Source organism: Kitasatospora sp. NPDC093550 (assembly GCF_044764985.1).
In the GTDB taxonomy this organism is placed as follows: domain Bacteria; phylum Actinomycetota; class Actinomycetes; order Streptomycetales; family Streptomycetaceae; genus Kitasatospora.
On the sequence record NZ_JBIWJF010000005.1, the window covers coordinates 199,438 to 222,460 of the forward strand.

Below are 23,023 nucleotides of genomic sequence, written 5' to 3' on the forward strand. Positions count from 1 at the left end.
GGCGCGACGAGGACCCGCTCCGGCCCCCACCACGAGGGGAGTGGGGGCCGGAGCACCCGTTCGGTAATCCGAACGCCGTGCCTCCGGCGCCGCCCCGGGTGCGGACGCGGGCGTCCGTCAGCGTCCGCGCCCGCACCCGGGCCGGTGCCCCCGCCCGCGGCCTCCTCGGTGCCCCCGCCCGCGGCTTCCTCAGTGCCCGTGCCCGAGCCGAGCACCCGGCCCCAGCGCCGGACGGGACGCGGGCGGCAGCTCGGACCCCTGCCCGTCGCCCGCCAGGTGCAACCGCTGCTCCGCCCGGTACTGCAGCAGGAGCACCGAGCGGACCGGCTCGCCGCCCACGGCGGTGTACGAGTGCGGCAGCGAGGCGTCGAACCCCACGTAGTCGCCCGGGCCGAGCTCGACCTCCCGCCGCCCCGCCCGCACCCGCAGCCGCCCGGCCTGGACGACGGTGTGCTCGGTGCCGATGTGGCCGCCGGAGATCTGCGTGCCGTCGGTGCGGACCTGCTGGTCGTAGAGCTCGAACACGACGTCCCCGGACTCGATCCGGCGCAGCGGGCGCAGGTCGACGCCCCGACCGCTCAGCACCTCGACGTCGGCCGCCCGCACCACCGTCACCTCCTCGGCGGGCCGCGCCTCCACCAGGTCGGAGATCGGCACGCCGAGCACCCGGGAGAGTCCGAGCACCGTCTCCAGGGTCGGGTTGCCGGCCCCGGACTCCAGCTGGGAGAGCGTGGCCTTGCCGATCCGGGCCCGCCGGGACAGCTCGGACAGCGACAGGCCGCGCTGCGCCCGCACCCGCTTCAGGTTGGCGGCGAGGACGCCCCGGACGCACTCCTCCTCCTGCTCGCCCGCCCGGTGCGGACCGGACTCCCCGGCGTCGTTCATGCTCGACCTCTTCTCTCCCGGCCTCGTTCGATATACCGTACGGGACGCATGCCGACGGACGGGGCAGCGTAGCGAAGCACCTCGCCCACCACCTTCACCGGGAGAACCTAGTGACCGAGCCCGCCGACACCATCAAGTACCGGAAGAACGGCCTCACCCGCGGCGTCACGGACGAGCTCGCCGAGAACATGAAGCAGGGCTGGGCCGACACCGAGCGCACCGCCCTGGAGCCGGTCCCGCAGGCCGCGCACACCGCCCGTCGCCGTGCCGAGCTGTCCGCCGCCTTCCCCGGCGAGCTGCTGGTGGTGCCGTCCGGCAACCCCAAGGTCCGGGCCAACGACACCGATTACCCGTTCCGTCCGTCCTCCGACTACGCCTACCTGACCGGCGACCAGTCCCAGGACGCGGTGCTGGTGCTGGAGCCCACCGGCGAGAGCGGCCACACCGCCGTCCTCTACCTGCGCGACCGCTCCGAGGTCGACAACGGCGAGTTCTGGCTGGACACCCACGGCGAGCTGTGGGACGGCCGGCGCAACAGCCTGACCGAGAGCGAGCGGCTGCTCGGCCTCCCCTGCCGGGACGTCCGCACCGTGCGCGCCGACCTGCGGGCCGCCACCGGCCCGGTGCGGGTGCTGCGCCGCCACGACGCGGGCGTGGAGGAGGCCCTGAAGGACCGGGCGGTCGCCGAACGGGACGAGGAGTTCGAGGTCTTCCTGTCCGGACTGCGCCTGGTGAAGGACGAGTTCGAGATCGCCGAGCTGCGCTTCGCCTGCGCGGCGACGGCCCGCGGCTTCGAGGACGTGGTGCGCGTGCTCGGCACCGACACCGAGACGGCGGAGCGGCTGATCGAGGGCACCTTCTTCGTCCGCGCCCGGGTCGAGGGCAACGACGTCGGGTACGGCACCATCGCCGCGGCCGGCCCGCACGCCACCACCATGCACTGGGTGCGCAACGACGGCCACGCCAAGCCCGGCGACCTGCTGCTGCTCGACGCGGGCGTGGAGACCAACCACCTCTACACCGCCGACATCACCCGCACCCTGCCGGTCAGCGGCCGCTTCACCGACCTGCAGCGCAAGGTCTACGACGCCGTGTACGCGGCCCAGGAGGCCGGCATCGCCGCCGTCAAGCCGGGCGCGGACTTCCGCGACTTCCACCGCGCCGCCCAGCGCGAGCTCGCCGAACACCTCACCTCCTGGGGCCTGTTCGGTGACCTGACCGCCGACAAGGTGTACGAGCTGGGCCTGCACCGCCGCTTCACCCTGGCCGGCACCGGCCACATGCTGGGCATCGACGTCCACGACTGCGCCCACTCCCTCACCGAGATCCACGTGGACGGCCCGCTGAAGCCGGGCATGGTGCTCACCGTCGAGCCGGGCATCTACTTCCAGCAGAACGACCTGACCGTGCCGGAGGAGTACCGCGGCATCGGCGTGCGGATCGAGGACGACATCCTGGTCACCGAGGACGGCAACGAGAACCTCTCCGCCGCCCTCCCCCGCCGCTCCGACGAGGTCGAGGCCTGGCTCGCCGCCCTGCGCGGCTGACGGCCGGAGTTGCCGCGCGGCACCCGGGGAACCGCACCGACCGGCAGGGCCGCGCCGGCGGACCCGGCCGCCGGCGGTCGGCGGCCGTCCGGACGGGGCGGCGACGCGCCCGGTCAGCCCACCAGCGGCTTGACCCAGCGGCTCCACTGCGGCTCGGGGGCGTAGCCGGCGGCCTGCCAGGTGCGGTGGCCGAGGGCGTTGTCGTCCAGCACCATGGCGTCGGCACGGCGGCCGCCGAGCGCGGCGAAGCGCTCCTCGGCGGCGGCCAGCAGCGCGGCGCCGATGCCGCGACGGCGGTGCGCCGGGTCGACGGCGAGGCGGTAGAGGTGGCAGCGCCAGCCGTCCCACCCGGCGATCACGGTGCCGAGCAGGGCCGCCGGGTCGTCGGCGGGGGTGGCGACGATCAGGCAATCCGGGTCGCGGGCGAGCAGGGCGGCCACGCCCGCCTCGTCGTCCGTGATGCTGGCCCCCTTGGCGGCCCGGCCCCAGAGGGCGAGCAGGGCGGGGATCTCGTCAGGGGTGGCGGGGCGCAGCGCGATCTGGTCGGTCATGCGAGCCTGTCTAGCAGCCGGCCGCGCTCCGGCACCGGGAATTCCACACCCTGGACCGCCGGAACGACGGCGCCGCCCGCCCCGGGCCTTCGTCGGAGGGGCGGAGCGGGCGGCGACGGTGGTGCGGGCGGCGGCCTGCCAGCAGCGGGGCCATCAGAAGTGATGGCCGTCTCACGCCGTCAGCCGAGGCGCCACACCGTGGTGGTCTTCACCGCCGTGTCCTCCAGGTCGGCGACCACCGGCACCTGGTAGGCCGCCACCGCCGTGAAGCGCTCCCGGGGCAGGTAGGCGCGGCCGGGGTCGCCGACGATGACGGTGGCGCCGCGGGCCGCGGCCCGTTCCAGGAAGGGCAGGAAGCGGGCGGCCATGGCGCGTTCGTAGAAGACGTCGCCGGCGAGGACGACCTCGGCCGGGGCGCCGTCGCCGTCCACCAGGTCGACCAGGGCGCCCTCGACCCGCACCCCGTTGGCCTCGGCGTTGAGGCCGATCGCGGCCACCGCGTAGGCGTCGATCTCGGCCGCCCGCACGGCGGCCGCGCCGCAGCGGGCGGCGGCGACGCCCACCAGCCCGGAGCCGGCCGCGACGTCCAGGACGGTACGGCCCCTCACCAGTTCGGGGTGGTCCAGCACGTAGCGGGTGACGGCCACCCCGCCCGCCCAGGCGAAGGCCCAGAACGGCGGCGGCAGTCCGGCCCGGCCGCGCGCCCGCTCGGTGGTCTCCCAGAGGGCGATCGCGTCCTCGGCCATGTGCAGGCTGATCTCGGGCACGAAGGGGACGGGCTTCAGCTCGGTCTCGCGCCGGATGAAGGCGAGGTCCTCGGCCGGCTGAAGAGTACGCAGCTCACTCGGCATGTGCGCAGCATAGAGCCCCCGCGGAGAGCGTTCGTCCGCCCGCGGGGGCTCGGCCCCTCCCCGGGCACTCAGGCCCGGCCCGCTGCTTTCTGGGTGCGGCGGGCCAGCGAGTCGACCACGACGGCGGCCAGCAGGACCAGGCCGGTGATCATGAACTGGATGGCGTTGCTCAGGCCCTGGATGTTCATCCCGGACTGGATCGAGCCGATCACCAGCGCACCGAGCAACGCCGACCAGGTCTTGCCGCGACCGCCGAAGAGGCTGGTGCCGCCGATGACGGCCGCCGCGATGGCGTTCATCAGCAGGTTGCCGCCGCCGGAGGTCTGGCTGGCCGACTGGATCTGCGCGGCCAGGAAGAGGCCGCCGACCGCCGCCATCGTGGAGCAGATGGTGAAGACGCTGATCCGGATCCAGGCCACGTTGATGCCCGCGCGCCGGGCGCCCTCGATGTTGCCGCCGAGCGCGAACACCTGGCGGCCGTAGGAGGTGCGGCGCAGCACGAAGTCCAGCACCACGATGAAGATCAGGAAGATCAGCAGCGCGAGCGGCAGCCCCTTGTACTGGTTGAGCGTGTAAGCGGCGAGGAAGGCGACGATCGCCAGCAGGACGGTGCGCAGCACGATGTCGGTCGGCGGGCGGGACGGCACGCCCGCGGCCTGCCGCCGACGGGTGTCGACCAGGGAGGCGAACAGGAACAGCAGGACACCGACCGCCGCCGCACCGTAGGCGGCGGCCTGCTGGCCGTAGATGGTGCTGTAGAGCCTGGAGACGATGTCGTTGCCCGGGAGGTTGACCGTGCCGGTGGCGCCGAGGATCTGCAGCATCAGGCCGTTCCAGCCGAGGTTGCCGGCGAGGGTGACGACGAAGGCCGGGACGCCGACCTTGGCGAAGAAGACGCCCTGGATGCAGCCGACCACGGCGCCTCCGACCAGGGCCGTGAGCAGCGCCAGCCACTGGTTGACGCCGTGGGTCACGTTCAGGACGGCGTAGATCGCGGCGCACAGGCCGCTGACCGAGCCGACCGAGAGGTCGATCTCGCCGAGCAGCAGCACGAAGACCACACCGATCGCGATCATGCCGGTGCCGACGATCTGCTGGGACAGGTTGGAGAGGTTCTGGGCGGACAGGAAGCTGCTGTTGAGACTGCCGAACACGGCCCAGATCACGATCAGCGCCAGGACGACCGGCAGCGAACCGAGTTCACCACTGCTCAGGCGGCGGCGGAACTCCCCGATGTAGCCCTTGACGCCCTCCTGGCGGACGATCAGCCGGGGGTCGACGGCGGGGGTCGCCCCGGGGGCGACCGGCTCGGGGGCGTTGACGCCGCCGTAGGGCATGCTGTCCTCGGGCAGCGGGGCGTGGTGGCGTTCGGGCTCGCCGCCCGGGGGGCTCCCGGGGATGTTCTCGCTCACTCGGAACCCTCCTGGCCCCGGGCCCTCCGGCGGGTCACGGCATTGTCCGTGGCGCCGGTGATGGCCGAGATGATCTCTTCCTGGTTGGTGTAGCGCTTGTCGAAGACGCCGTTGTTGCGGCCGAGGCGCAGCACCGCGACGGTGTCCGCGACGGCCATCACGTCCGCCATGTTGTGGCTGATCAGGATCACGCCGTGGTCCTGCTCCCGCAGCCGTTCGACCAGGTCGAGCACCTGGGCGGTCTGCTCGACGCCGAGGGCGGCGGTCGGTTCGTCCAGCATCACGACCTTGGGCGAGCCGATCAGCGCACGGGCGATCGCGACGACCTGGCGCTGACCGCCGGAGAGCGAGGCGACGGGGATCCGTACGCTGGGGATGCGGATGGAGAGGGTGTCCAGCAGCGCCCGGGAGCGCTTCTCCATCGCGACCTCGTCGAGGATGGTGAAGCGCCGGATCTCGCGGCCGAGGAAGAGGTTCCCGACCACGTCGAGGTTGTCGCACAGGGCGAGGTCCTGGTAGACCGTAGCGATGCCCAACTGCTGGGCGTCCTGTGGCCGGTGGATGGTCACCGGCTTCCCCTGCCACTCGATGACGCCCTCGTCGGGCTGGTGCACCCCGGCGATGGCCTTGACCAGGGTGGACTTGCCGGCGCCGTTGTCGCCGACCAGGGCCACCACCTCGCCGGCGTGCACCTCCAGTTCGATGTCGGTGAGCGCCTGCACGGCGCCGAACCGTTTGGAGACCCCACGCAGGGCCAGTACGGTCTCACCTGCCACAGTGACCAACTCCCTTGCCCCGCCTCCGTCGTGGAGGCGGGGCCTGATCGGGTTCGAGGGGGGACGTCGGGAGCGCGACGTCGAAGGGGTGACGCCGGACGGGCGACGTCGGACGGACGACGCCGGGACGGCGACGCCGGCTACGTGAGGCCGGCGGCCTGGCAGGCGGCGGCGTAGTCCGGCGTGCAGATCTGGGCCACGGTGTAGAGACCGTCCTGGACCACGGTGGTCTTGACGTTGTCCTTCTTGACGACGATCGGGGTGAGCAGGTTGGCCAGCACCTTGTTGTTGCTGCCGTTGGTCGCCGTCGTGGGCGCGAGGGAGGGGCCGGGGGTACCGCCGCCGGCCATGGCGACGGCGATCTCTGCCGCGGCGTCGGTCTCCGGCTTGAACGGCTTGTAGACCGTCATGGTCTGGGTGCCGATCAGGATCCGCTGGATGGCGTCGAGCTGGGCGTCCTGGCCGGTGAGCGGGGTGTTGATGCCCGCCGCCTTCTGCGCGGTGGCGATACCGGCGGCCATGCCGTCGTTGGCGGAGTAGATGCCGACGACGTTGGCCGCGCCGATCGCGGTGATGCCCGCCGCGGCCTCCTGGTTGGCCTGGTTCGGGTCCCACTGCGGGGTGTCGTACTCCTTGCCGATCTTCAGCTTGCCGTCGATGGCGCTGTGCGCGCCGGCCTTGAAGTCGGCCGCGTTGGGGTCGGTGGGCGAGCCGTTGATCATGATGATCTGGCCGGCGTTGGCCTTGTCTCCCACCGCCTCGACCAGGGCCTGACCCTGCAGCTGGCCGACCTTGTGGTTGTCGAAGGACACGTACGCGTCGACCGGGCCCTGGGCCAGGCGGTCGTAGGCGAGCACCTTGACGCCCGCGTCGTGGGCCTTCTGGACCGAGGACTGGATCGACTTGGAGTCCACCGGGTCCAGGATCAGCACCTTGTCGCCCTTGGTCAGGGCGGTGTCCACCTGGGTCTGCTGGAGCGTCGCGTCCTGGTTGGCGTTGTAGTAGTCGATCTGGGCCTGCGGCGCGATCTCCTTGATCTTCTGCTCGATCAGCGGGCGGTCGAACTGCTCGTAGCGGGTGGTCTTGGTCTCCGGCAGCAGCAGACCGATCCGGACGGCTCCGACGGCGCCGCTGCCGCTCGCGGCCGCAGTACCCGAGGAACCGCCTCCTGATGACTGCTTGGCGCTGCCACAGGACGCCATGCCGAGGCCGAGGGAAACCACGGCGGTGACCGCGAGGACGCGGCGAAGCCCGATGCTCATGAAGATGCCTCTCCGGTTGGGTCCACCCCCTTCTCCTCTCCGAGTCTGGGAAGCATTGGCCGCGCCCACGAATCCGGTGAGCCGAACGGGTACCCGGGACGTCGGCTGGACTCGACACCGATCGGGCGTCTACATTTCTGTAGACGTCGGAGGCGCACGGCATCACCCCCCGGACAGCCGTGCGCCTCCGACCTCGTGCCGACGGGCGGGATCCGTGCCGGCACGCGGGATCCATGCGACATGCGGATCCATGCGGCGTGCGGATCCATGCCGGCACGCGGGATCCATGCCGGCACGCGGGATCCACACCGGCGGGCAGGATCCACACCGGCGGGCGGGATTCACCCCCGCTCGTCCACCACCCGCTTGATCTTCCCGACCGAGCGCTCCAGGGTGTACGGCTCGACCACCTCGACCGCGACCGTGACCCCGACCCCGTCCTTCACCGCGCCGGCGATCGCCGCCCGCGCGGCGTCGCGCTGCTCGGCGGACGCGTCCGGCCGGGCCTCGACCCGGACGGTCATCCGGTCCAGCCGCCCCTCCGTGGCCAGCCGCAGCTGGAAGTGCGGCGCGACGCCCGGGGTGCGCAGCAGGATCTCCTCGATCTGGGTCGGGAAGACGTTCACCCCGCGCAGGATGATCATGTCGTCGCAGCGCCCGGTGACCTTCTCCATCCGCCGGAAGGCAGGGCGCGCGGTGCCGGGCAGCAGGCGGCTCAGGTCGCGGGTGCGGTACCGGATGACGGGCAGCGCCTCCTTGGTGAGGGAGGTGAAGACCAGCTCGCCGCCCTCGCCCTCGGGCAGCACCTCGTCGGTGATCGGGTCGACGACCTCCGGGTAGAAGTGGTCCTCCCAGATGTGCAGGCCGTCCTTGGTCTCCACGCACTCCTGGGCGACGCCCGGGCCGATCACCTCGGAGAGGCCGTAGATGTCGACGGCGTGCAGGTCGAGCCGCTCCTCGATCTCCCGGCGCATCTCCTCCGTCCAGGGCTCGGCCCCGAAGATGCCGACCCGGAGCGAGGTGCCGCGCGGGTCGATCCCCTGCTTCTCGAACTCGTCGAGCAGGGTCAGCAGGTAGGACGGGGTGACCATGATGATCTCGGGCTCGAAGTCCCGGATCAGCTGCACCTGCCGGGCGGTCATGCCGCCGGAGGCCGGAATGACGGTGCAGCCGGCCCGCTCGGCGCCGTAGTGCGCGCCGAGGCCGCCGGTGAACAGGCCGTAGCCGTAGGCGATGTGCACCTTGTGGCCGGGTCTGCCACCGGCCGCGCGGATCGAGCGGGCGACCACGTCGGCCCACATGGCGAGGTCGTTCTCGGTGTAGCCGACCACCGTCGGCAGGCCGGTGGTGCCGCTGGAGGCGTGGATCCGGCGGACCTGCTCCATCGGGACGGCGAACATCCCGAAGGGGTAGCCCTCGCGCAGGTCGGCCTTGGTGGTGAAGGGGAAGCGGGCCAGGTCGGCCAGGGTGCGGCAGTCATCGGGGCGGACGCCGGCCGCGTCGAACTTGCGGCGGTAGAGCTCGACGTCGTCGTACGCGTGCCGCAGGGTGGCCCGCAGCCGGGTGAGCTGGAGGGCGCGCAGCTCGTCCACCCCCATCCGCTCGCCGGCGTCCAGGAGCCCGGACGGGATCGGCTCCCCGAGTCGGCGGGGCTGCTCTCCCCGGTGTCGGGGCGGCGCCTCCGGGTGGCGGGGCGGGACGGGTGCGGTGCCGGTCATCGTCGCTCCTTCGCTGGTCGGCCTGGCCCGAGGTGCCTACCGATCGTTCGGTCAGGCGCGCGCCGAGCCCAGTAACCCAGTACCCGAACCGGGTGTCAAGGGACCGTGCGGCACTTCCGGAATACGAACGTCCGTCCTCTTTGCGCCCACTTCTCCTCAGCCCCGCCCCTCCCGCTTGGCTGTCCGATATGAAAATCATTACGGAAGTTTGACTCTGCGGCGCCCTTCCCCGACCCGACCTCATGGTTCAGTAGTTCGGTTTCCCCCCGTGTCCTGGAAGTGATAACCGTGCCCAACTCTTCTGCCCTGGTCACCGCGCTGCGCGAACTCGGCGACCGGCCCGCCGTCGTCGCCGACGGGCGCGCGATCAGCGGCATCGGCCTGCTGCTCGGCGTCTCCCCAGCGGGCGGCCTGCCGCGGGCCCTCGCCGGGCGCGTCGCCGACCACGCCGCGCTGGCACCCTCCGCCGCCCGCGCCGCCGAGCAGCGGCTGCGGTACTGGGCCGGCGTCCTCGGCCCGCCGCCGATCCGGCACACCGTGCTGCACCCCGTCACCGACCTCGCCGTCGAACTCGCCCTCGCCACCCTCCTGACCGGCGGCACCGTCCACTGCGACAACCCCGAACGGCACCCCGACGAGCAGCTCGCCGCGCTCGCCGCCCACCGCACCACCCACCTCAGCCTGCCCTCCGCCCTGCTCTGGCGGCTCAGCCGACTGCCCGGCCTGACCGACCACGACCTCGGCGCGCTGCGACTGGTCCTGCACATCGGCCCCGAGCCCCGCCAGGAGGACGTGTACGCCGCCGTCGACGCCCTTGGCGCCGTCCTCGCCCACGTCCGCGCCCCCGACAGCGACACCGAAGCCGCCGACCGCCGGCTGCGCGCCGACGCCGAAGCCGCCACGGCCGCCGCCTGGAAGCACAGCATCGGCGTCACCGTCGAACAGCTCCGCGAGTTCGGCGCCCACCTCGACCGGTCCGTGCTCACCTCCCTGCTGCTGACCCTCCAGCAGAGCGGCGTCCTCACCGACCCCGCCCGCGAGTACTCCGAAGCCGAACTGCTCGCCACCGCCATGGTCACCCCCGCCCAGCGCCCCCGGGTCACCCGCTGGCTCGACGCCCTCGCCCGGCACGAGCTGATCACCCGCCACGACGGCGGCGCCCAGGGCCCCGTCTTCCACGTCCGCCACGACGTGCCCCCGCTCACCGCCGCCGAGGTCCGCGAGTCCTGGCGGCCGGCCGTCGAGGCCTGGGCCGACGGACTCGGCCCGGCCGCCGCCCTGGACCGGGTCCGGCGCGGCGCGGCGCGGCTGCCCCGGCTGCTCAGCGGCGAGGAGACGCCCCGTCCGACCACCGCCCCCGTCCGCTGGACCGCCGCCCGCGGCTACCTCGGCACCGCCCTCGGCGCACTGGTGCGCCGCACCGCAGAAGCCCACGACGGACCGGCGCCGCTGCGCGTCCTGGAACTCGGCCTCGCCCTCGACGGCGCCGAGACCGCCGTCGCGCGCGCCCTCGCCGCCCGGCCCCGCCCCGCCGCCGCGCACCACCTCACCGCCGACGGCGGTCGCTACGACGTCGTCGTCGCCACCGCGTCGGCGGCCCGCCCGCCCGAGGACGAAGTCCGGGCGCTGGTCCGCCTGCTCGCCCCCGGCGGCCGGCTGCTCCTGCTCGCCCCCACCGCCGAACAGCTCGACCTGCTGATCACCGGCGACGCCCAGAGCCCCGCCACCGCCCATCCGCCGCGACGCTGGCAGGCCGCCCTCACCGCGGCGGGCTGCCCGACCGTCCGCATCCTGCCGGAGGACGGGCACCCGATGGCGCTGCTGGGGCAGCGTCTGTTCGCGGCGCGGGTGGACTGAGCGGGGGCCTGAGCCGGGCCGGGGCCTGAGCCTGCGCCAGGGCCGGGCCTGCGCCAGGGCCGGGCCTGGGCCGGGCCTGGGCCGGAGGGTCTTCGTCTCGTCCGCGACCATCCGTGGCCGCGCGGTGAAGCCCTGGTCACCCACCGCCACCCGATCCGTACCAGTTCGATACCGAAGCCTGGATGAGCTGCGAGGATCCTCGCCGCCCGGGGCGCTCCCCGGGTAGGCTCCGGATGTCCTCCGGCCCTCGCGCGGGCGGCCTCCCGCCGCCGCGTTCCGGGGTTCCGGGGGCGCAACCCCGCGGGCCATTCGGTGGGCTCCGCGCACTCGACACCGCGCGCCAGGGCAGTCGCGCGAACGGCGAAGGGCATCGCATTGGCGGATCGGCTCACCGGAGGAGACTCCTCGCTGCTGCGGCGGATCAACGCGGCGGTCACGCTCCGGGCGCTGCGGAACGGCCACTCCGTGACCCTCACTCAGCTCGTCGGCGAGACCGGGCTCTCCCGGCCGACCGTCGAGGGCGTGATCGAGGGCCTGGTCGAGACCGGGCTGGTCGCCGAGGTCGAGCAGCCCAAGGAGGACGGCCAGCCGGGCACCGGCCGCCGCGGCCGCCCCGCCCGCTGGTTCCGCTTCCGCGCCGAGGCCGGGCACATCCTCGGCATCGAGATCGGCGTGCACGACGTCCGGGTCATCCTGGCCGACCTCACCGGCGAGGTGGTGGGCAGTCACTTCAAGCCGGTCGACGAGACCCTGGACGCCGAGGAGCGGCTCACCGCCGTCCGCACCGCCGTCGCCGAGGTGCTGCGCAAGGCCGGCATCTCCCGGGACAACCTCTGGGCCGTCGGCATCGGCACCCCCGGCATCGTCGACCGCGACGGCACCGTCCGGCTCGGCACCGCGATGCCCGGCTGGACCGGCCTCGACCTCGGCGCCCGGCTGCGGCGCTCCTTCCGCTGCCCGGTCCTGATCGAGAACGACGCCAACCTCGCCGCCATCGCCGAGCACTGGCAGGGCTCGGCGGTCGGCGCCGACGACGTCGTCTTCGTGATGGCCGGCCTCAGCCCGGGCGCCGGCTCCCTCATCAACGGCCGGCTGCACCGCGGTTACGGCGGCGCGGCCGGCGAGATCGGCGCCCTGCACCTGCTCGGCCAGGAGGTCACCCCGGAGCGCCTGCTGTCCACCACCGGCAAGCCGCTCAACCCGCTGGACGAGGCCGCCGTCGCCCGCGTCCTGCGGCTGGCCCGGGAGGGCGACGAGGTCGCCAAGGTCGCCATGGACCGCTTCCTCACCCGACTCGTCCAGGGCGTCGCCGCGCTCGTGCTGGCCATCGACCCGCAGCTGGTGGTCATCGGCGGCTGGGCGGCCGGCCTCGACGGCGTCCTGGACCCGCTGCGCGAGCGCCTCTCCCAGTTCACGCTGCGCGCCCCCGAGGTCGCCCTGGCGGCACTCGGCTCGGAGGTCGTGGCGATGGGCGCCCTGCGCGTCGCCCTGGACCACGTCGAGGAGCAGCTCTTCGCGGTCGACCCGCCCCGGGTCTGACGCGGGCGGCGGCAGCGCGGCGGCGACACCGCTGCTCCACCGTCGGCTTCCCAACGGCGAAGGCCCGGACGCCGGTTGGCGTCCGGGCCTCGACCTGAGGGTTTTCGGCAGGTGGTTCAGGGGCGGCGCGTCACTCCGCGGTTACGTCAGGAGGCGGTACGTCAGGACGCGGTACGTCACGCCGCGGTCCGTCCGGACGCGGTACGTCAGGACGCGGTGCGCACGTCCGCCGACGTCGCGGCGGCGACCGGGGTGACCTCGACCAGGCCGGCCTCGCCGAAGGTCAGCTTGCAGGTGTCCGCCCGGTAGGTCGCGACGGCCACCGCCACCAGGCGGCCGGCCGAGGCGTACTGGGTGGTCATGACCAGCACCGGGGTACCGGGCGGGCGCTCCAGCAGCGCGGCCTGCTCGGCCTCGGCGACACCGAGCTCGACCGAGCGCGACTCCCCGTCGACCTCCAGGCGCTCCAGCTGGCGCAGCACCGAGCGGGCGCGGTCGCTCTCGGCGCGGAAGCCGGGCAGGTGCGGCAGCGCGGCCGCCGGGACGTGCAGCGACTCGGTGGCCATCGCGCGGCCCTCCACCAGGCGGACCCGGCGGACGGTGTGCACGGTGGCGCCCTCGGCGATGCCGAGCGTCCTGGCCAGCTGCGCGGTGGCGGGGGCGGTGGTGCAGTCGATCGTCCGCCAGGACTGGCTGCGGGCGGCGCCGGGCCAGCCCTCCTCCTGCCGGTTCACCGGGACGCCGACCCGCGGGGCGGCGATCAGCGTGCCGATGCCCCGGCGCCGGACCAGGCGGCCCTCCAGCTCCAGCTGGTCGAGCGCCTGCCGCAGCGTCGCCCGGGCCACACCGAAGCGGGCGGAGAGCTCACGCTCGTTGGGCAGGACCTGGCCGGTGGAGAACTCCGAGTCGATGGCGCGCAGCAGCACGGTGCGCAGGTGCCAGTACTTCGGCTCCGGCACCGCCGAAAGCTGTCCAGTCGTTCCCACCGCGTCCTCCACCTGTGTGCTGTCCGCCCTGCGACAAGGAGGGCGGATACCGGGCCCGCCGTCCGCTGTCGCGGCAGGTGGGAGAGCGGGGCTTTATCCGTCCTTCTTTATTAAAGGTCCTTGCAGTAAGCGACCCTAGGGGCTTCTTCCGGAGATGGTCAAGACCAATGGCAGCGCTTGACGCAACCGTCGCACATATTCATGCCGCGTTCACGACAGGACCCTCCCGCGCCCGCCGCCGCGCGTCACGGTGCGGACCGGATACGGCCAGTCGGTAGGCTGCCCGGGTGATCGTGGTGACGAGTGTGAACGTGAACGGAATCCGGGCGGCGGCCAAGAAGGGCTTCGTCGAGTGGCTGGCCGGCACCGAGGCGGACGTGATCTGCCTGCAGGAGGTGCGCTCCGAGCCCGAGCAGCTGCCCGTCGAGCTGCGCGACCTGGACGGCTGGCACGCGGTCTGGGCCCCCTCCGTCGCCAAGGGCCGCGCCGGCGTCGCCATCCTCTCCCGCACGGAGCCGCAGCGCACCGCGATCGGATTCGGATCCGAGGAATTCGACAATTCGGGCAGGTATGTGGAAATCGACCTTCCCGGCCTGACCGTCGCCAGTCTCTACCTCCCCTCCGGCGAAGTCGGCACCGAGCGCCAGGACGAGAAGGAACGCTTCATGGCGGAATTCCTCGTCCACCTCACCGCCCTGCGCGCCCGCGCCGCCGCCGACGGCCGCGAGGTCGTGGTCTGCGGCGACTGGAACATCGCCCACCGCCCCGAGGACCTCAAGAACTGGAAGGCCAACCAGAAGTCCGCCGGCTTCCTCCCCGAGGAACGCGCCTGGCTCTCCCGCGTCTACGACGAGGCCGGCTACGTCGACGTCGTCCGCGCCCTCCACCCCGACCGCACCGGCCCCTACACCTGGTGGTCCTACCGAGGCCGCGCCTTCGACAACGACTCCGGCTGGAGGATCGACCTCCAGGTCGCCACGCCCGCCCTCGCCGCCAAGGCCGTCGAGGCCTACGTCGAACGCGCCGCCACCCACGGCGAACGCTGGTCCGACCACGCACCCGTCACCGCGGTCTTCGACACCGAGGTTGACTGGGAGTCGCCAAACACCCGTTGACTGTGACTGATTGACTCGGCGCCACCGAGCGCCTCCACTCACCCGCGCATGCGGGGGAGGCAGCCTACGCATGACACCAAGTCAGCCAGCGACTGCAGGGTTGACCGGCGGGGAGGTGAGTGCCGGAGGGGCGAAGGGCCGGGGACTTGTCGGTGGGGCTCGCTAACGTTCGTCTCCTGATCATCAGTGCGAGGAGAGGGGCGGGGCTGTGCGGCGCTGGGAGTTCGTCGAGGGCGGCTCGGACAAGTTCTGGGAGGCCGCGGTCGACGGTGTCGCGGTGACCGTGCGGTACGGGCGGTCCGGTACGGACGGGCGGGAGCAGGTCAAGGCGTTCCCGACCGTGGATGAGGCGCAGGCGTACTTCGCCAAGGCGGTCGCCGCGAAGGAGCGCAAGGGCTACCACGAGATCGGTGCGGGGGCGGGCACGGAACCGGGTGCAGCGGCGGATCCGGTCCCCGTGGCGCAGCCGGACGTGTCCGCGCCCACGGCCGAGGCCGCCGCTCCGGAGGACGAGGACGTCTTCGTCATGCCGGACGCCTGGCGTCGGGCCCTGATCCCGCGGCGGGGCGGCATTCCCCGGAAGCCGTCCGCGCCGGGCAAGGAGCCGGTGGCCTCGTACCACGACGGGTTGCGGCAGATGGCGGACTGGCTGGAGCAGACGCTCACCTCGGAGCGCAGTGACGCGGAGCTGGTCGCGGCTGCCCGCGCCCACCAGTCCGGCAGCCGGGACCCACTCGGTGCGGCGGTGCTCGCCGCCGTGTACGCATACCCGGCCAAGAACAAGATCAGCCTGGCCGTGGATGCCTGGGTAGCGGAGTTCGGCCTGCCGTTCGCGGCCAGGGCCACCGTCGAGCTGTTCACGACTACTGTCGAGACCGACTGGATCCACCAGAGGTCCGTCCACCCCCGCGTCCGGCGCGGGGCCGACCAGAGGCACGGCGCGTACCGTCCCGCCGCGGACCGGGTCCGGTCGCTGCTGGCGGCCTGCGACGAGGAGACCCACCGCGCGGCGGTCGAGGCCCTGGCGGGCTGCCGGAACAACCTGACCCGCCTGGTGGTGGCGGCGTACCTGGTGCCGTCCGAGACCGCCTGGGTCGAGGAGTGCGTCGCGTCGGGCTCCCGACTGGCCGCCGTCGAGTGGTCGATGCTGCTGTGCTCGCTCTCCTCGGCGGAACCCCTGGAGAAGCTCCCCCCGCTGCCGAGCCTGGGCTATAACGGTTGGTCCACCGAGATCATCGCGACCGTGGCAGAGGGCCTCGGCGGCGGCGCAGCACCGGTGATGCTGCACGACCTGGCCACCAGCTACCACCACAAGGACGGCAGGAAGCGGATCCTGGACGCGCTCGCCGAGCTCCCCTCCGACGAGGGCTTCCGGGGGCTACTGGCCGAGCAGGACGGCATCAAGTCCACCCGCGCCGCCCTCATCGCCGCTCTCCGCCGCTTCCCCCGACGTGCCCTGCGCCTGCTCGCCGAGGCCGCGACGGCCTCCGCCGACCCGGCCGCGCAGCGGCTCGCCCAGCAGCTTCTCACCGGCCACGTCGCCGTCCACCGTGCGACCGCGCTCGAACTGCTGCCGGAGCTGACGCCGGAGCAGGCGGCCCTGGTCGAGCCGCTCACCGACCTCGGCGAGCGGGTGCCGGAGGTCGGCCTCGACTCGCTGCCGGAGCTGTTCACCAGCCCGCCGTGGACGCGGCCGCGCTCCGCCGGCGAGCCCCGCGTGCTGACCGGCCTCAGCGTGCCTCGGGAACCGCAGATGCGGTGGCTGCCGGGTGAGCGCGAGGCGTGGGCGGCGACCTCCGAGTCCTGGTACACGAGTTGGTCGGACGACGACTGGCAGCGGGTCGCGGCCACGATCCGGGCCAGGGTCGGGCAACCCGAGGACGCCCGGCTGCGCGGCGGACAGCACGCCGAGCTCGCGCTGTTCGCGTACGGCGACGAGGAGTTGGCCCGGCCCCTGCTCGCGCAGTGGCGCGCCGGTGAGCGCATCTGGCACTCCGGGGACTCCTTGCGCCGGGTCGCCGCCCGCTTCGGGACGGACGCCGTCGAACCGATCCGGGCCGCAGCGGTGGGGAACCCGGCCACGCACGCGCCCCTGCTGCTCCCGTACCTGGACGCCCAGGTTGCCGAGACCATGGCGGACTGGCTGGTGCGCCTCAAGTCGGCCGGGAGCAACGCGCGTTCCTGGTTCACCCGGCACGGCGTGGACGCGGCCCGGCTGCTGGTGCCCGCCGCGCTCGGGAAGGCCGGGGCGGCCCGGCACGGCGCCGAGCAGGCCCTGCGGGTGATCGCCGAGGCGCACGGCGCGGCGGCGGTGCGTGCGGTGGCCGCCGAGTACGGCCCGAAGGCGGAGGAGGCCGTGGGCGCACTGCTGTCGGCCGACCCGCTGGTGACCGCGCTCCCGGCGAAGCTGCCCCCGCCCTGCGACTGGACGGAGCCGGTGGTACTGCCGCAGCTGCTGCTGCGCGGCGCCGAGGGCGCCCTGCCCGCCGAGGCGGTGCGGCACGTGCTCACCATGCTCGCGCTGTCCGCGCCCGGGGCGTTCTACCCGGGCCTCGATGAGGTGGCCCGGCTGTGCGAGCCGCGGTCGTTGGCGGAGTTCTGCTGGGCGGTGTTCGAGCAGTGGCGGCTGGCCGGCATGCCGGCCCAGGACGGGTGGGCGCTGCACGTGCTCGGCCGGTTCGGTGACGACGAAACGGTCCGCCGGCTGACGCCGGTGCTCCGCGCCTGGCCGGGCGAGGGGGCGCACCACCGGGCGGTGGACGGCCTGGAGGTGCTGGCCGTCATCGGCACCGACGTGGCCCTGCTGCACCTGCACGGCATCGCCCAGCGGGTGCAGTTCAAGGCGCTCAAGACCCGGGCCCAGGAGAAGATCTCCGAGGTGGCGGCCGGTCTCGGCCTGACCGGGGAGCAGCTGTCCGACCGTCTGGTCCCGGACTTCGGGCTGGAGGCCGACGGGACCACCGTCATCGACTACGGCCCTCGGACGTTCACGGTCGGCTTCGACGAGCAGCTCAAGCCGTACGTGCTGGACGGGGCCGGCGCCCGCCGCAAGGACCTGCCAGCCCCGGGGGCGCGGGACGACGCCGAGCTGGCGCCCGCCGAGCGCAAGCGCTTCGCCGCGTTGAAGAAGGATGTCCGCACGGTGGCGGGGGACCAGATCCGCCGCCTGGAGGAGGCGATGGTCACCCAACGCTCGTGGACGGCGCAGGAGTTCGACCAGCTCCTCGTCGGGCATCCGCTGCTGTGGCACCTGGCGCGCCGCCTGGTGTGGCTGTCCGAGACGGACGGCACGGTGACGGCGTTCCACGCCGCCGAGGACCGCACCCTGGCGGACGTCCGGGACGAGGCGTTCGCACTGCCCGCCACGGCCTCCGTCCGGCTGGCGCACCCGCTCCTGCTCGGCGACGGCCTCGCCGACTGGTCGGAGCTGTTCGCCGACCACGAGATCCTGCAGCCGTTCCGCCAGCTCGGCCGCCCGGTGTACGCACTGACCGACGAGGAGCGGGCCGGCCACCGCCTCACCCGCTTCGAGAACGGTCCGGTGCTGCCCACCACCCGGCTGGTCGGAATGGAACGGCGCGGCTGGCGGCGCGGCGAGCCCCAGGACAACGGGGTCGAGCAGTGGCTGTCCCGCCGGGTCGGGCCCGACCTCTACGTGGTGATCGCCCCGGAGGACGGCATCGCCGTCGGCATGTTCGACACCTACCCCGAGCAGCGGGTGGAAACGGTGTGGCTCGACAGGCGCCCGGGCGACTACTGGACCCACAACCGCACCTTCCCGACGTTCGCGGAGCTCGACCCGGTGATCGCCTCCGAGGTGATCGCCGACCTCACCGAGCTGACCACGCTGTGATCCCTCGCCACCTCACCGACGACCACCCGGGAAAGGCCGCCGCGACCACGACCACCACCGGGGAGTAGCTCCAGCGCCCGCCTGCCCAGGTCCGGTACGCCGAGGAACTGGCCGCGCTGCGCGCCGAGGACCGCGACCACTGCCCGCTGGACGTGCAGGACTCGCTGCTTTCCCCGCTCTCCGAGCGGGGCGACGGCGGCGGAGATCCTGTCCGGGGTCGACCTGACCGGCAAGCGCATGATCGTGACCGGCGGGGCCTCGGGGACCGGGATCGAGTCCTTACGCGCCCTCTGCAAGGGCCGGCGCCCCGGTCGTCGTCGCAACCGGGAACCCGGCCGCCACCGAGCCCGTCCTCAGGGAGTTCCCCACCGCCGAGGCCGCCGCGCTTGACCTCGCCGGCTGCGATCCATCCGGGTGCCTTCTGCGACGGCTGGAGCGGCCCCGTCGCGGACGAGGAGGGGAACGCCTCACCGCTGGTGAAGGGTGTCACGGGCCGCCGCTTCGAGGATAACCCCGAGTCCGAAGTCAGGTACGGAGGAGCCGAGTTCACGATGTCAGGCGTCGAGCGGTAGTCGATCGACTCGGTCGCTGCGGACAGGTTGTGGGACTACGCGTACGGCCAGTTCGCATAGTGCTCCGCTCCCCCGGCACGCGAAACGCCGCTGGTCACCGGTCGTCCCGGTAAGCGGCGTTCCGTGCGTCGTCGGGCTCGTCCTCGCTCAGTCACCGGGGGTGGTTGCGATCGGCCCACTCGGGCCCACGCAGCTGGTCCGCATGCCGCGGCGCGCCTCGGGATCCCGGTACGCCTTGCGGATGTGCCCCGCCAGCACAGCGGCGACGGCCGGCCTCGTCCGCCCCTGGAGTTCTGCGGAGCCGCGGCAGGAACAGGACCGGGTGGCGCAGAGACCGTCACCACGATCGTCGGCGGCAGCACCTTCGACGCTTACTCAGGCTCGGCAGCCCCGTGTCAACCGATCGGCGGCGCACTCCTCCCCGCGCGCCGCAGGGCCCGCGCGACCGACCTGGAGTTCGCCGCCGCTTCCTCACTCCGGGGCGAGCAGGCCACTGTCGATCACGTGGACAGGTGGACCATACGACTCAACTCTTCCTATAAATAGTTGAATTGACCGCGTGAAGGCAGTGGATCTAGCCTGGGCGTGTACGAGCCCTCCACGACCTAGTGACCGGCATTCGGCAGACGGCCGAACGCTACCCGAAAACTCTGACTGGCGGACCTCACAGACTCGTTGAGTCTCAGCAGGCCGTCGAGACAGGGCCCGGGGAGCCTGGTGGTGGGGAGACGCAGCACGTATCGCCCGAATCCGTGTGCCCGACCGTGTCTCAGCCCGGTTGGTCGATCAGTTCGAAGCGGTGCAGCCGCAGATCGTCCTGATCATGTTCGGATTCGAGCGAAAGGCCGGGAACCACCATCAACGCCCATCAGTCGGTCGACCGTTTGTGGTACGTCGACGATTCCGGGATCCCCAAGACCGGCCTCGCGCTCTACACCGCGATCGGGGCTTCCCCTGTACTGGCCCCCGAAGTCTTAGCCGACTGGCAGAACATGCGCCGCCAGTGGAACCACGAGCACAGCGTGCCAGTCGGTTTCGAGCTGCACGCGACCGACTTCCTCGGAGGGCGTGGCCGTCCGGGCGGGTTGAATCCCCGCAAGATCGAGCGGTACCGCATGGCCCAGGAGGCCCTCTCCGTGATCGGCTCCTGGCCCTCACTCGACATCGTGACGGTCTACGCCGAAGAGCCCTCGCACTGGGGGACGGCGAAGCGACGGGCTTACGAGGGACTGCTCCGTCGCCTGGACCGTCGGCTGGCCGAGATCGGTGAACCTGCTGGGCTGATCGTCGACGGGGACGGGACCGAGGGACTCTACGAAGAGGTCCACCGGCTGGTGAACCCCCGGTGGATCCCACTGCCGGCCGCGCAGGCTCCGGCCGACACCTCGGAGTGGCTCCAGATGGCGGACCTGGTGGCACACGCCGCGTGCCAGTCGATCGCCAGGCAGGAGGCGAAGCGGATGATGTGGGGCTGGTTCGGCCGGTACCTGCCGAAGGCCCCGGCCCCAGAACGGAGTTGACCGAGGGATCGGACAGGGTGGCGGCATGACGAGACCCCGGCCGCCGGCCGGGGTCCGTGAAAGCAGACCTGGCACGCGCACGGGGCGCGAGCCCTGACTGCGTTCCCCAGTCTAACTGCCGAGGCAGTGGCCAGCCAGTGGGGCAATCGATGGAAATCAGTCAACTTTGACATTCTCTTGCAAGGAAGAACATGTCTGACGTCAGCGAATCCCAGGTCATCGACGAGGAAGATGGCGACCACGGGTCCCGTGTCGTGACACCGGCGAGCGACCCCGAGAGCATCTCGTTCCGCTTCGCGGGGGAGGAGTTCACGGTCTCGGGATTCGAGCGGACCCTGCCGACTCCCGCCACCGCGGGTGATCGGTCCGCACTGGTGCGAGAGGGCCTGGCAGCCGAGGGCGCTTCACTGGACGAAGACGGGTGGCACGTCGTGGCTCGTGCCGTCGTCTCCCCCCACGCGGCGGCAGCCCAACTGCGCTCCTCCAAGGGGCAGGCGCCCGCATTGATCGAAGAACACGTGGAAGGGGCAACACTCCGCTCGCTCCACACCAGGGTATGGCTGACCGAACTCTTCCCGGGGCACCAGCCGCGGACCAGCCAGGGAGCACTGCCCGTGAGCGACCCGGAGGTCCACGGCGATGTGGACGAGGGCGGACGGCCGTATGCCCGTGTCGTCTACCGCTACCGCAATCGCGGCCATCTGCGGGACCACCTCACGCAGACCATCGAGCAGACTCGACACGCCAATCCGAATCCCTACGACCGGTCGATCCTGGCCCGGCGGATCACCCGTGCCGTCATCGCGCACCCGTGCCGGCTCGAGTTCGCCGACGGCAGCGAACACATCGACGTCCTCGCCGTTCGCGACGGCATCACGCGTCTGACCAGTGCCTGGGCACTGCTCACCGAAGGGGAAGCGCCGTACGCCGACGACATCGCCGCGACGGCTCTCAAGGTGCTGAGCGCCGAGAAGCCCCAGCGACGCGGTGCCAGCGAGAAGGCGCTCAGCCAGCGCATGGCGCTCGGCCGGCAGGAGGCACTCGTCGGCTTCCTCGCCGAATTCCAGCGTGGAGTGAACGAGGCGCAGCCGACGGACCGCGCGGTACGCCTTGGCCAGACCCTTGTCCTGCCGGCCCAGGTCACGGTCGGCGTCCACCGGCACAGCTCGGCCGGGCTCTCCGCGGAGGAGGTCTTCGACGACGCGATCCGCTCCATCCTCGCCTCGATCCACGTCGAGTTCCGGCATTGGGACGCTGCAGCGCAGAACGTCGAGGTCGGCACCAGGGCGATCAGCCGTATCCGCCTTCCCGGGCTGCCGCAGCACAATCTCCTGGAGGAGATCATCGGGCTCGCGATCGGTCGCCGGAAGCCAGCGGAACTACCCGCCGTCTTCCAGAACAACCGCATTCCGGGCACAGCACTCTGGCGGGCCGTCTACCTGGTGAACTTCCTCACCCGGCCCGAGATCTTCGAGCAGGTCAAGCGGTTCGCCAAGGACATCAAGGGCACCAGCAAGATGAGGACGGCCGGGTACGCGGAACTCCTCGGGCCGGTCATCGACCTGCCCTGGCGCGGGTACAAAGCGGGATCGCTCCAGCAAGCGCGGAACGCCTGGGCGAACGGCGGCGTGCTCACCAAGGGCGTCATGGGGAACTGGCAGCCGGTTCCCACGGCGGACTTCGCCGAACTCGTCCAGCCCGCGTTGAACGGCAACGAGAGTGCGAGGCAGACCCTCGCGGTGGCCGGAGGGGTCGCGCTCATCACGGACAAGCTCATCACGCGCAACGTCGGGTCGGCGGTGGGTCGGACGGTCCCGTTCCGCGCCAACGCGGACCAGATCATCGCCGGGCTCGCGGAGTCCGAGGAGGGGTTGTGGACCCTGGCCTTCGCCGCCAAGGCCTTCGACCCGGAGCGGGAGTGCCTCAACGCCTTCACCGACACTCAGCTCCTCGGACGCAACACGGCCACGATGTACTCCGTCCCGGCGGTCGACCTCACTGCTGAGGACAAGATCCGCAGGGACGCGGGGGGTGTGGCCCCCGAAGCACTCAGTCAGTGGAGCATCGTGGTGCTCTCCGACCCGGGGAAGGCTCGCGAGGTCGAGGACGAGCAGAACTCGGAGAAGGAGAAGGCCAGCGCCGATCAGTCCATCCACGCCCAGTTGGCGGCCGAGCGGCGAGCCCTGCGCCATGCCGTGAACGACGCGCGGCAGGCCGTGAAGCGGCTGATGGCCCTCGCGGAGGCTCCTGAGGCACGGGCCACCACCTCGCACCCGTTCGGATCGGCCGAGGAGCAGAACCGCATCCTCGACGAGGTGCGCAAGTTGGGTGGCGACATCCTCGTGAACTCCCCGGCCGTGGATCATCGAGATGACGAGGAGTACGAGGACGACGAGGAGTACGAGGACATCGAGTAGCCGGGCCCGTCGGGACGTGGGGTGGGGGTGAAATTGACGGGGGTGGGGCGAGGGGCAGGCCGATAGGTGGGGCGGACGAAAGTTCGTGTTGCTGACCCGCTCGTCGGGCCGGCGAGAACGGGGACACACTCACCCTGCGCAGCGATCTCGCCCACGCCAAGA

At 72.3% G+C, this 23,023-nt stretch carries 15 protein-coding genes; 7 read left to right on the forward strand and 8 right to left on the reverse strand.

Annotated elements, in window-relative coordinates; genetic code table 11:
* Window positions 1-189: 189 nt before the first annotated feature.
* Window positions 190-885, reverse strand: coding sequence for a helix-turn-helix domain-containing protein (locus ACIRD3_RS09990; RefSeq protein WP_402213782.1), 696 nt, complete (start codon window positions 883-885; stop codon window positions 190-192).
* 110 nt (window positions 886-995) lie between these two features.
* On the opposite strand from ACIRD3_RS09990, the gene ACIRD3_RS09995 reads away from it, so the two are divergent.
* Window positions 996-2,432: an aminopeptidase P family protein gene (locus ACIRD3_RS09995; RefSeq protein ID WP_402213784.1), complete on the forward strand. Its 1,437-nt coding sequence runs from the start codon at window positions 996-998 to the stop codon at window positions 2,430-2,432.
* Window positions 2,433-2,545: 113 nt separating this feature from the next.
* On the opposite strand, the gene ACIRD3_RS10000 is transcribed toward ACIRD3_RS09995, so the two are convergent.
* The 6 genes from ACIRD3_RS10000 to paaK form a co-directional block, all read right to left on the reverse strand.
* Entirely contained in the window at window positions 2,546-2,983 is a 438-nt protein-coding gene (locus ACIRD3_RS10000; protein ID WP_402213786.1) for a GNAT family N-acetyltransferase, read from the reverse strand.
* Window positions 2,984-3,162: 179 nt separating this feature from the next.
* Window positions 3,163-3,834 (reverse strand): class I SAM-dependent methyltransferase, encoded by a 672-nt coding sequence (locus tag ACIRD3_RS10005; protein ID WP_402213788.1) that lies wholly within the window; start codon window positions 3,832-3,834, stop codon window positions 3,163-3,165.
* A gap of 68 nt (window positions 3,835-3,902) precedes the next feature.
* On the reverse strand, window positions 3,903-5,171 hold the full coding sequence (locus tag ACIRD3_RS10010) for a sugar ABC transporter permease (RefSeq protein ID WP_402214043.1): 1,269 nt from the start codon (window positions 5,169-5,171) through the stop codon (window positions 3,903-3,905).
* A 71-nt stretch (window positions 5,172-5,242) separates the two neighbouring features.
* Window positions 5,243-6,022: an ATP-binding cassette domain-containing protein gene (locus ACIRD3_RS10015; protein ID WP_402213789.1), complete on the reverse strand. Its 780-nt coding sequence runs from the start codon at window positions 6,020-6,022 to the stop codon at window positions 5,243-5,245.
* A 140-nt stretch (window positions 6,023-6,162) separates the two neighbouring features.
* The gene (locus tag ACIRD3_RS10020) at window positions 6,163-7,284 is read right to left on the reverse strand and encodes a sugar ABC transporter substrate-binding protein (RefSeq protein ID WP_402213791.1); all 1,122 of its coding nucleotides are present in this window, start codon (window positions 7,282-7,284) and stop codon (window positions 6,163-6,165) included.
* A 341-nt stretch (window positions 7,285-7,625) separates the two neighbouring features.
* The gene (gene paaK / locus ACIRD3_RS10025; protein ID WP_402214045.1) at window positions 7,626-8,882 is read right to left on the reverse strand and encodes a phenylacetate--CoA ligase PaaK; all 1,257 of its coding nucleotides are present in this window, start codon (window positions 8,880-8,882) and stop codon (window positions 7,626-7,628) included.
* A gap of 408 nt (window positions 8,883-9,290) precedes the next feature.
* Between paaK and ACIRD3_RS10030 the strand changes: the two genes are divergently transcribed.
* Window positions 9,291-10,859, forward strand: a complete 1,569-nt coding sequence (locus ACIRD3_RS10030) for a hypothetical protein (RefSeq protein ID WP_402213792.1) — start codon at window positions 9,291-9,293, stop codon at window positions 10,857-10,859.
* A 375-nt stretch (window positions 10,860-11,234) separates the two neighbouring features.
* A complete protein-coding gene (locus tag ACIRD3_RS10035) occupies window positions 11,235-12,398 on the forward strand; it encodes an ROK family protein (protein ID WP_402213794.1) in 1,164 nt (387 codons plus the stop codon).
* 206 nt (window positions 12,399-12,604) lie between these two features.
* On the opposite strand, the gene ACIRD3_RS10040 is transcribed toward ACIRD3_RS10035, so the two are convergent.
* Window positions 12,605-13,384: a GntR family transcriptional regulator gene (locus ACIRD3_RS10040; protein ID WP_402213796.1), complete on the reverse strand. Its 780-nt coding sequence runs from the start codon at window positions 13,382-13,384 to the stop codon at window positions 12,605-12,607.
* A gap of 287 nt (window positions 13,385-13,671) precedes the next feature.
* Here ACIRD3_RS10040 and ACIRD3_RS10045 point away from each other — a divergent pair, with 287 nt between their 5' ends.
* The 4 genes from ACIRD3_RS10045 to ACIRD3_RS10060 all read left to right on the forward strand — a co-directional run bounded on the left by ACIRD3_RS10045 (window position 13,672) and on the right by ACIRD3_RS10060 (window position 22,861).
* On the forward strand, window positions 13,672-14,499 hold the full coding sequence (locus ACIRD3_RS10045) for an exodeoxyribonuclease III (protein WP_402213798.1): 828 nt from the start codon (window positions 13,672-13,674) through the stop codon (window positions 14,497-14,499).
* 208 nt (window positions 14,500-14,707) lie between these two features.
* Window positions 14,708-18,352, forward strand: a complete 3,645-nt coding sequence (locus tag ACIRD3_RS10050) for a DUF4132 domain-containing protein (protein ID WP_402213800.1) — start codon at window positions 14,708-14,710, stop codon at window positions 18,350-18,352.
* Between the two features lie 1,456 nt (window positions 18,353-19,808).
* The gene (locus ACIRD3_RS10055; RefSeq protein WP_402213801.1) at window positions 19,809-20,444 is read left to right on the forward strand and encodes a hypothetical protein; all 636 of its coding nucleotides are present in this window, start codon (window positions 19,809-19,811) and stop codon (window positions 20,442-20,444) included.
* Between the two features lie 191 nt (window positions 20,445-20,635).
* Window positions 20,636-22,861, forward strand: a complete 2,226-nt coding sequence (locus ACIRD3_RS10060) for a hypothetical protein (protein WP_402213803.1) — start codon at window positions 20,636-20,638, stop codon at window positions 22,859-22,861.
* The last annotated feature ends 162 nt before the right edge of the window (window positions 22,862-23,023 follow it).

Bases quoted from the DNA above. Each gene is read 5' to 3' on its own strand.
- ACIRD3_RS09990 (WP_402213782.1), bottom strand. From the start codon at position 885: ATGAACGACGCCGGGGAGTCCGGTCCGCACCGGGCGGGCGAGCAGGAG.
- ACIRD3_RS10000 (WP_402213786.1), bottom strand. From the start codon at position 2,983: ATGACCGACCAGATCGCGCTGCGCCCCGCCACCCCTGACGAGATCCCC.
- ACIRD3_RS10005 (WP_402213788.1), bottom strand. From the start codon at position 3,834: ATGCCGAGTGAGCTGCGTACTCTTCAGCCGGCCGAGGACCTCGCCTTC.
- ACIRD3_RS10010 (WP_402214043.1), bottom strand. From the start codon at position 5,171: ATGCCCTACGGCGGCGTCAACGCCCCCGAGCCGGTCGCCCCCGGGGCG.
- ACIRD3_RS10020 (WP_402213791.1), bottom strand. From the start codon at position 7,284: ATGAGCATCGGGCTTCGCCGCGTCCTCGCGGTCACCGCCGTGGTTTCC.
- paaK (WP_402214045.1), bottom strand. From the start codon at position 8,882: ATGGGGGTGGACGAGCTGCGCGCCCTCCAGCTCACCCGGCTGCGGGCC.
- ACIRD3_RS10060 (WP_402213803.1), top strand. From the start codon at position 20,636: ATGTCTGACGTCAGCGAATCCCAGGTCATCGACGAGGAAGATGGCGAC.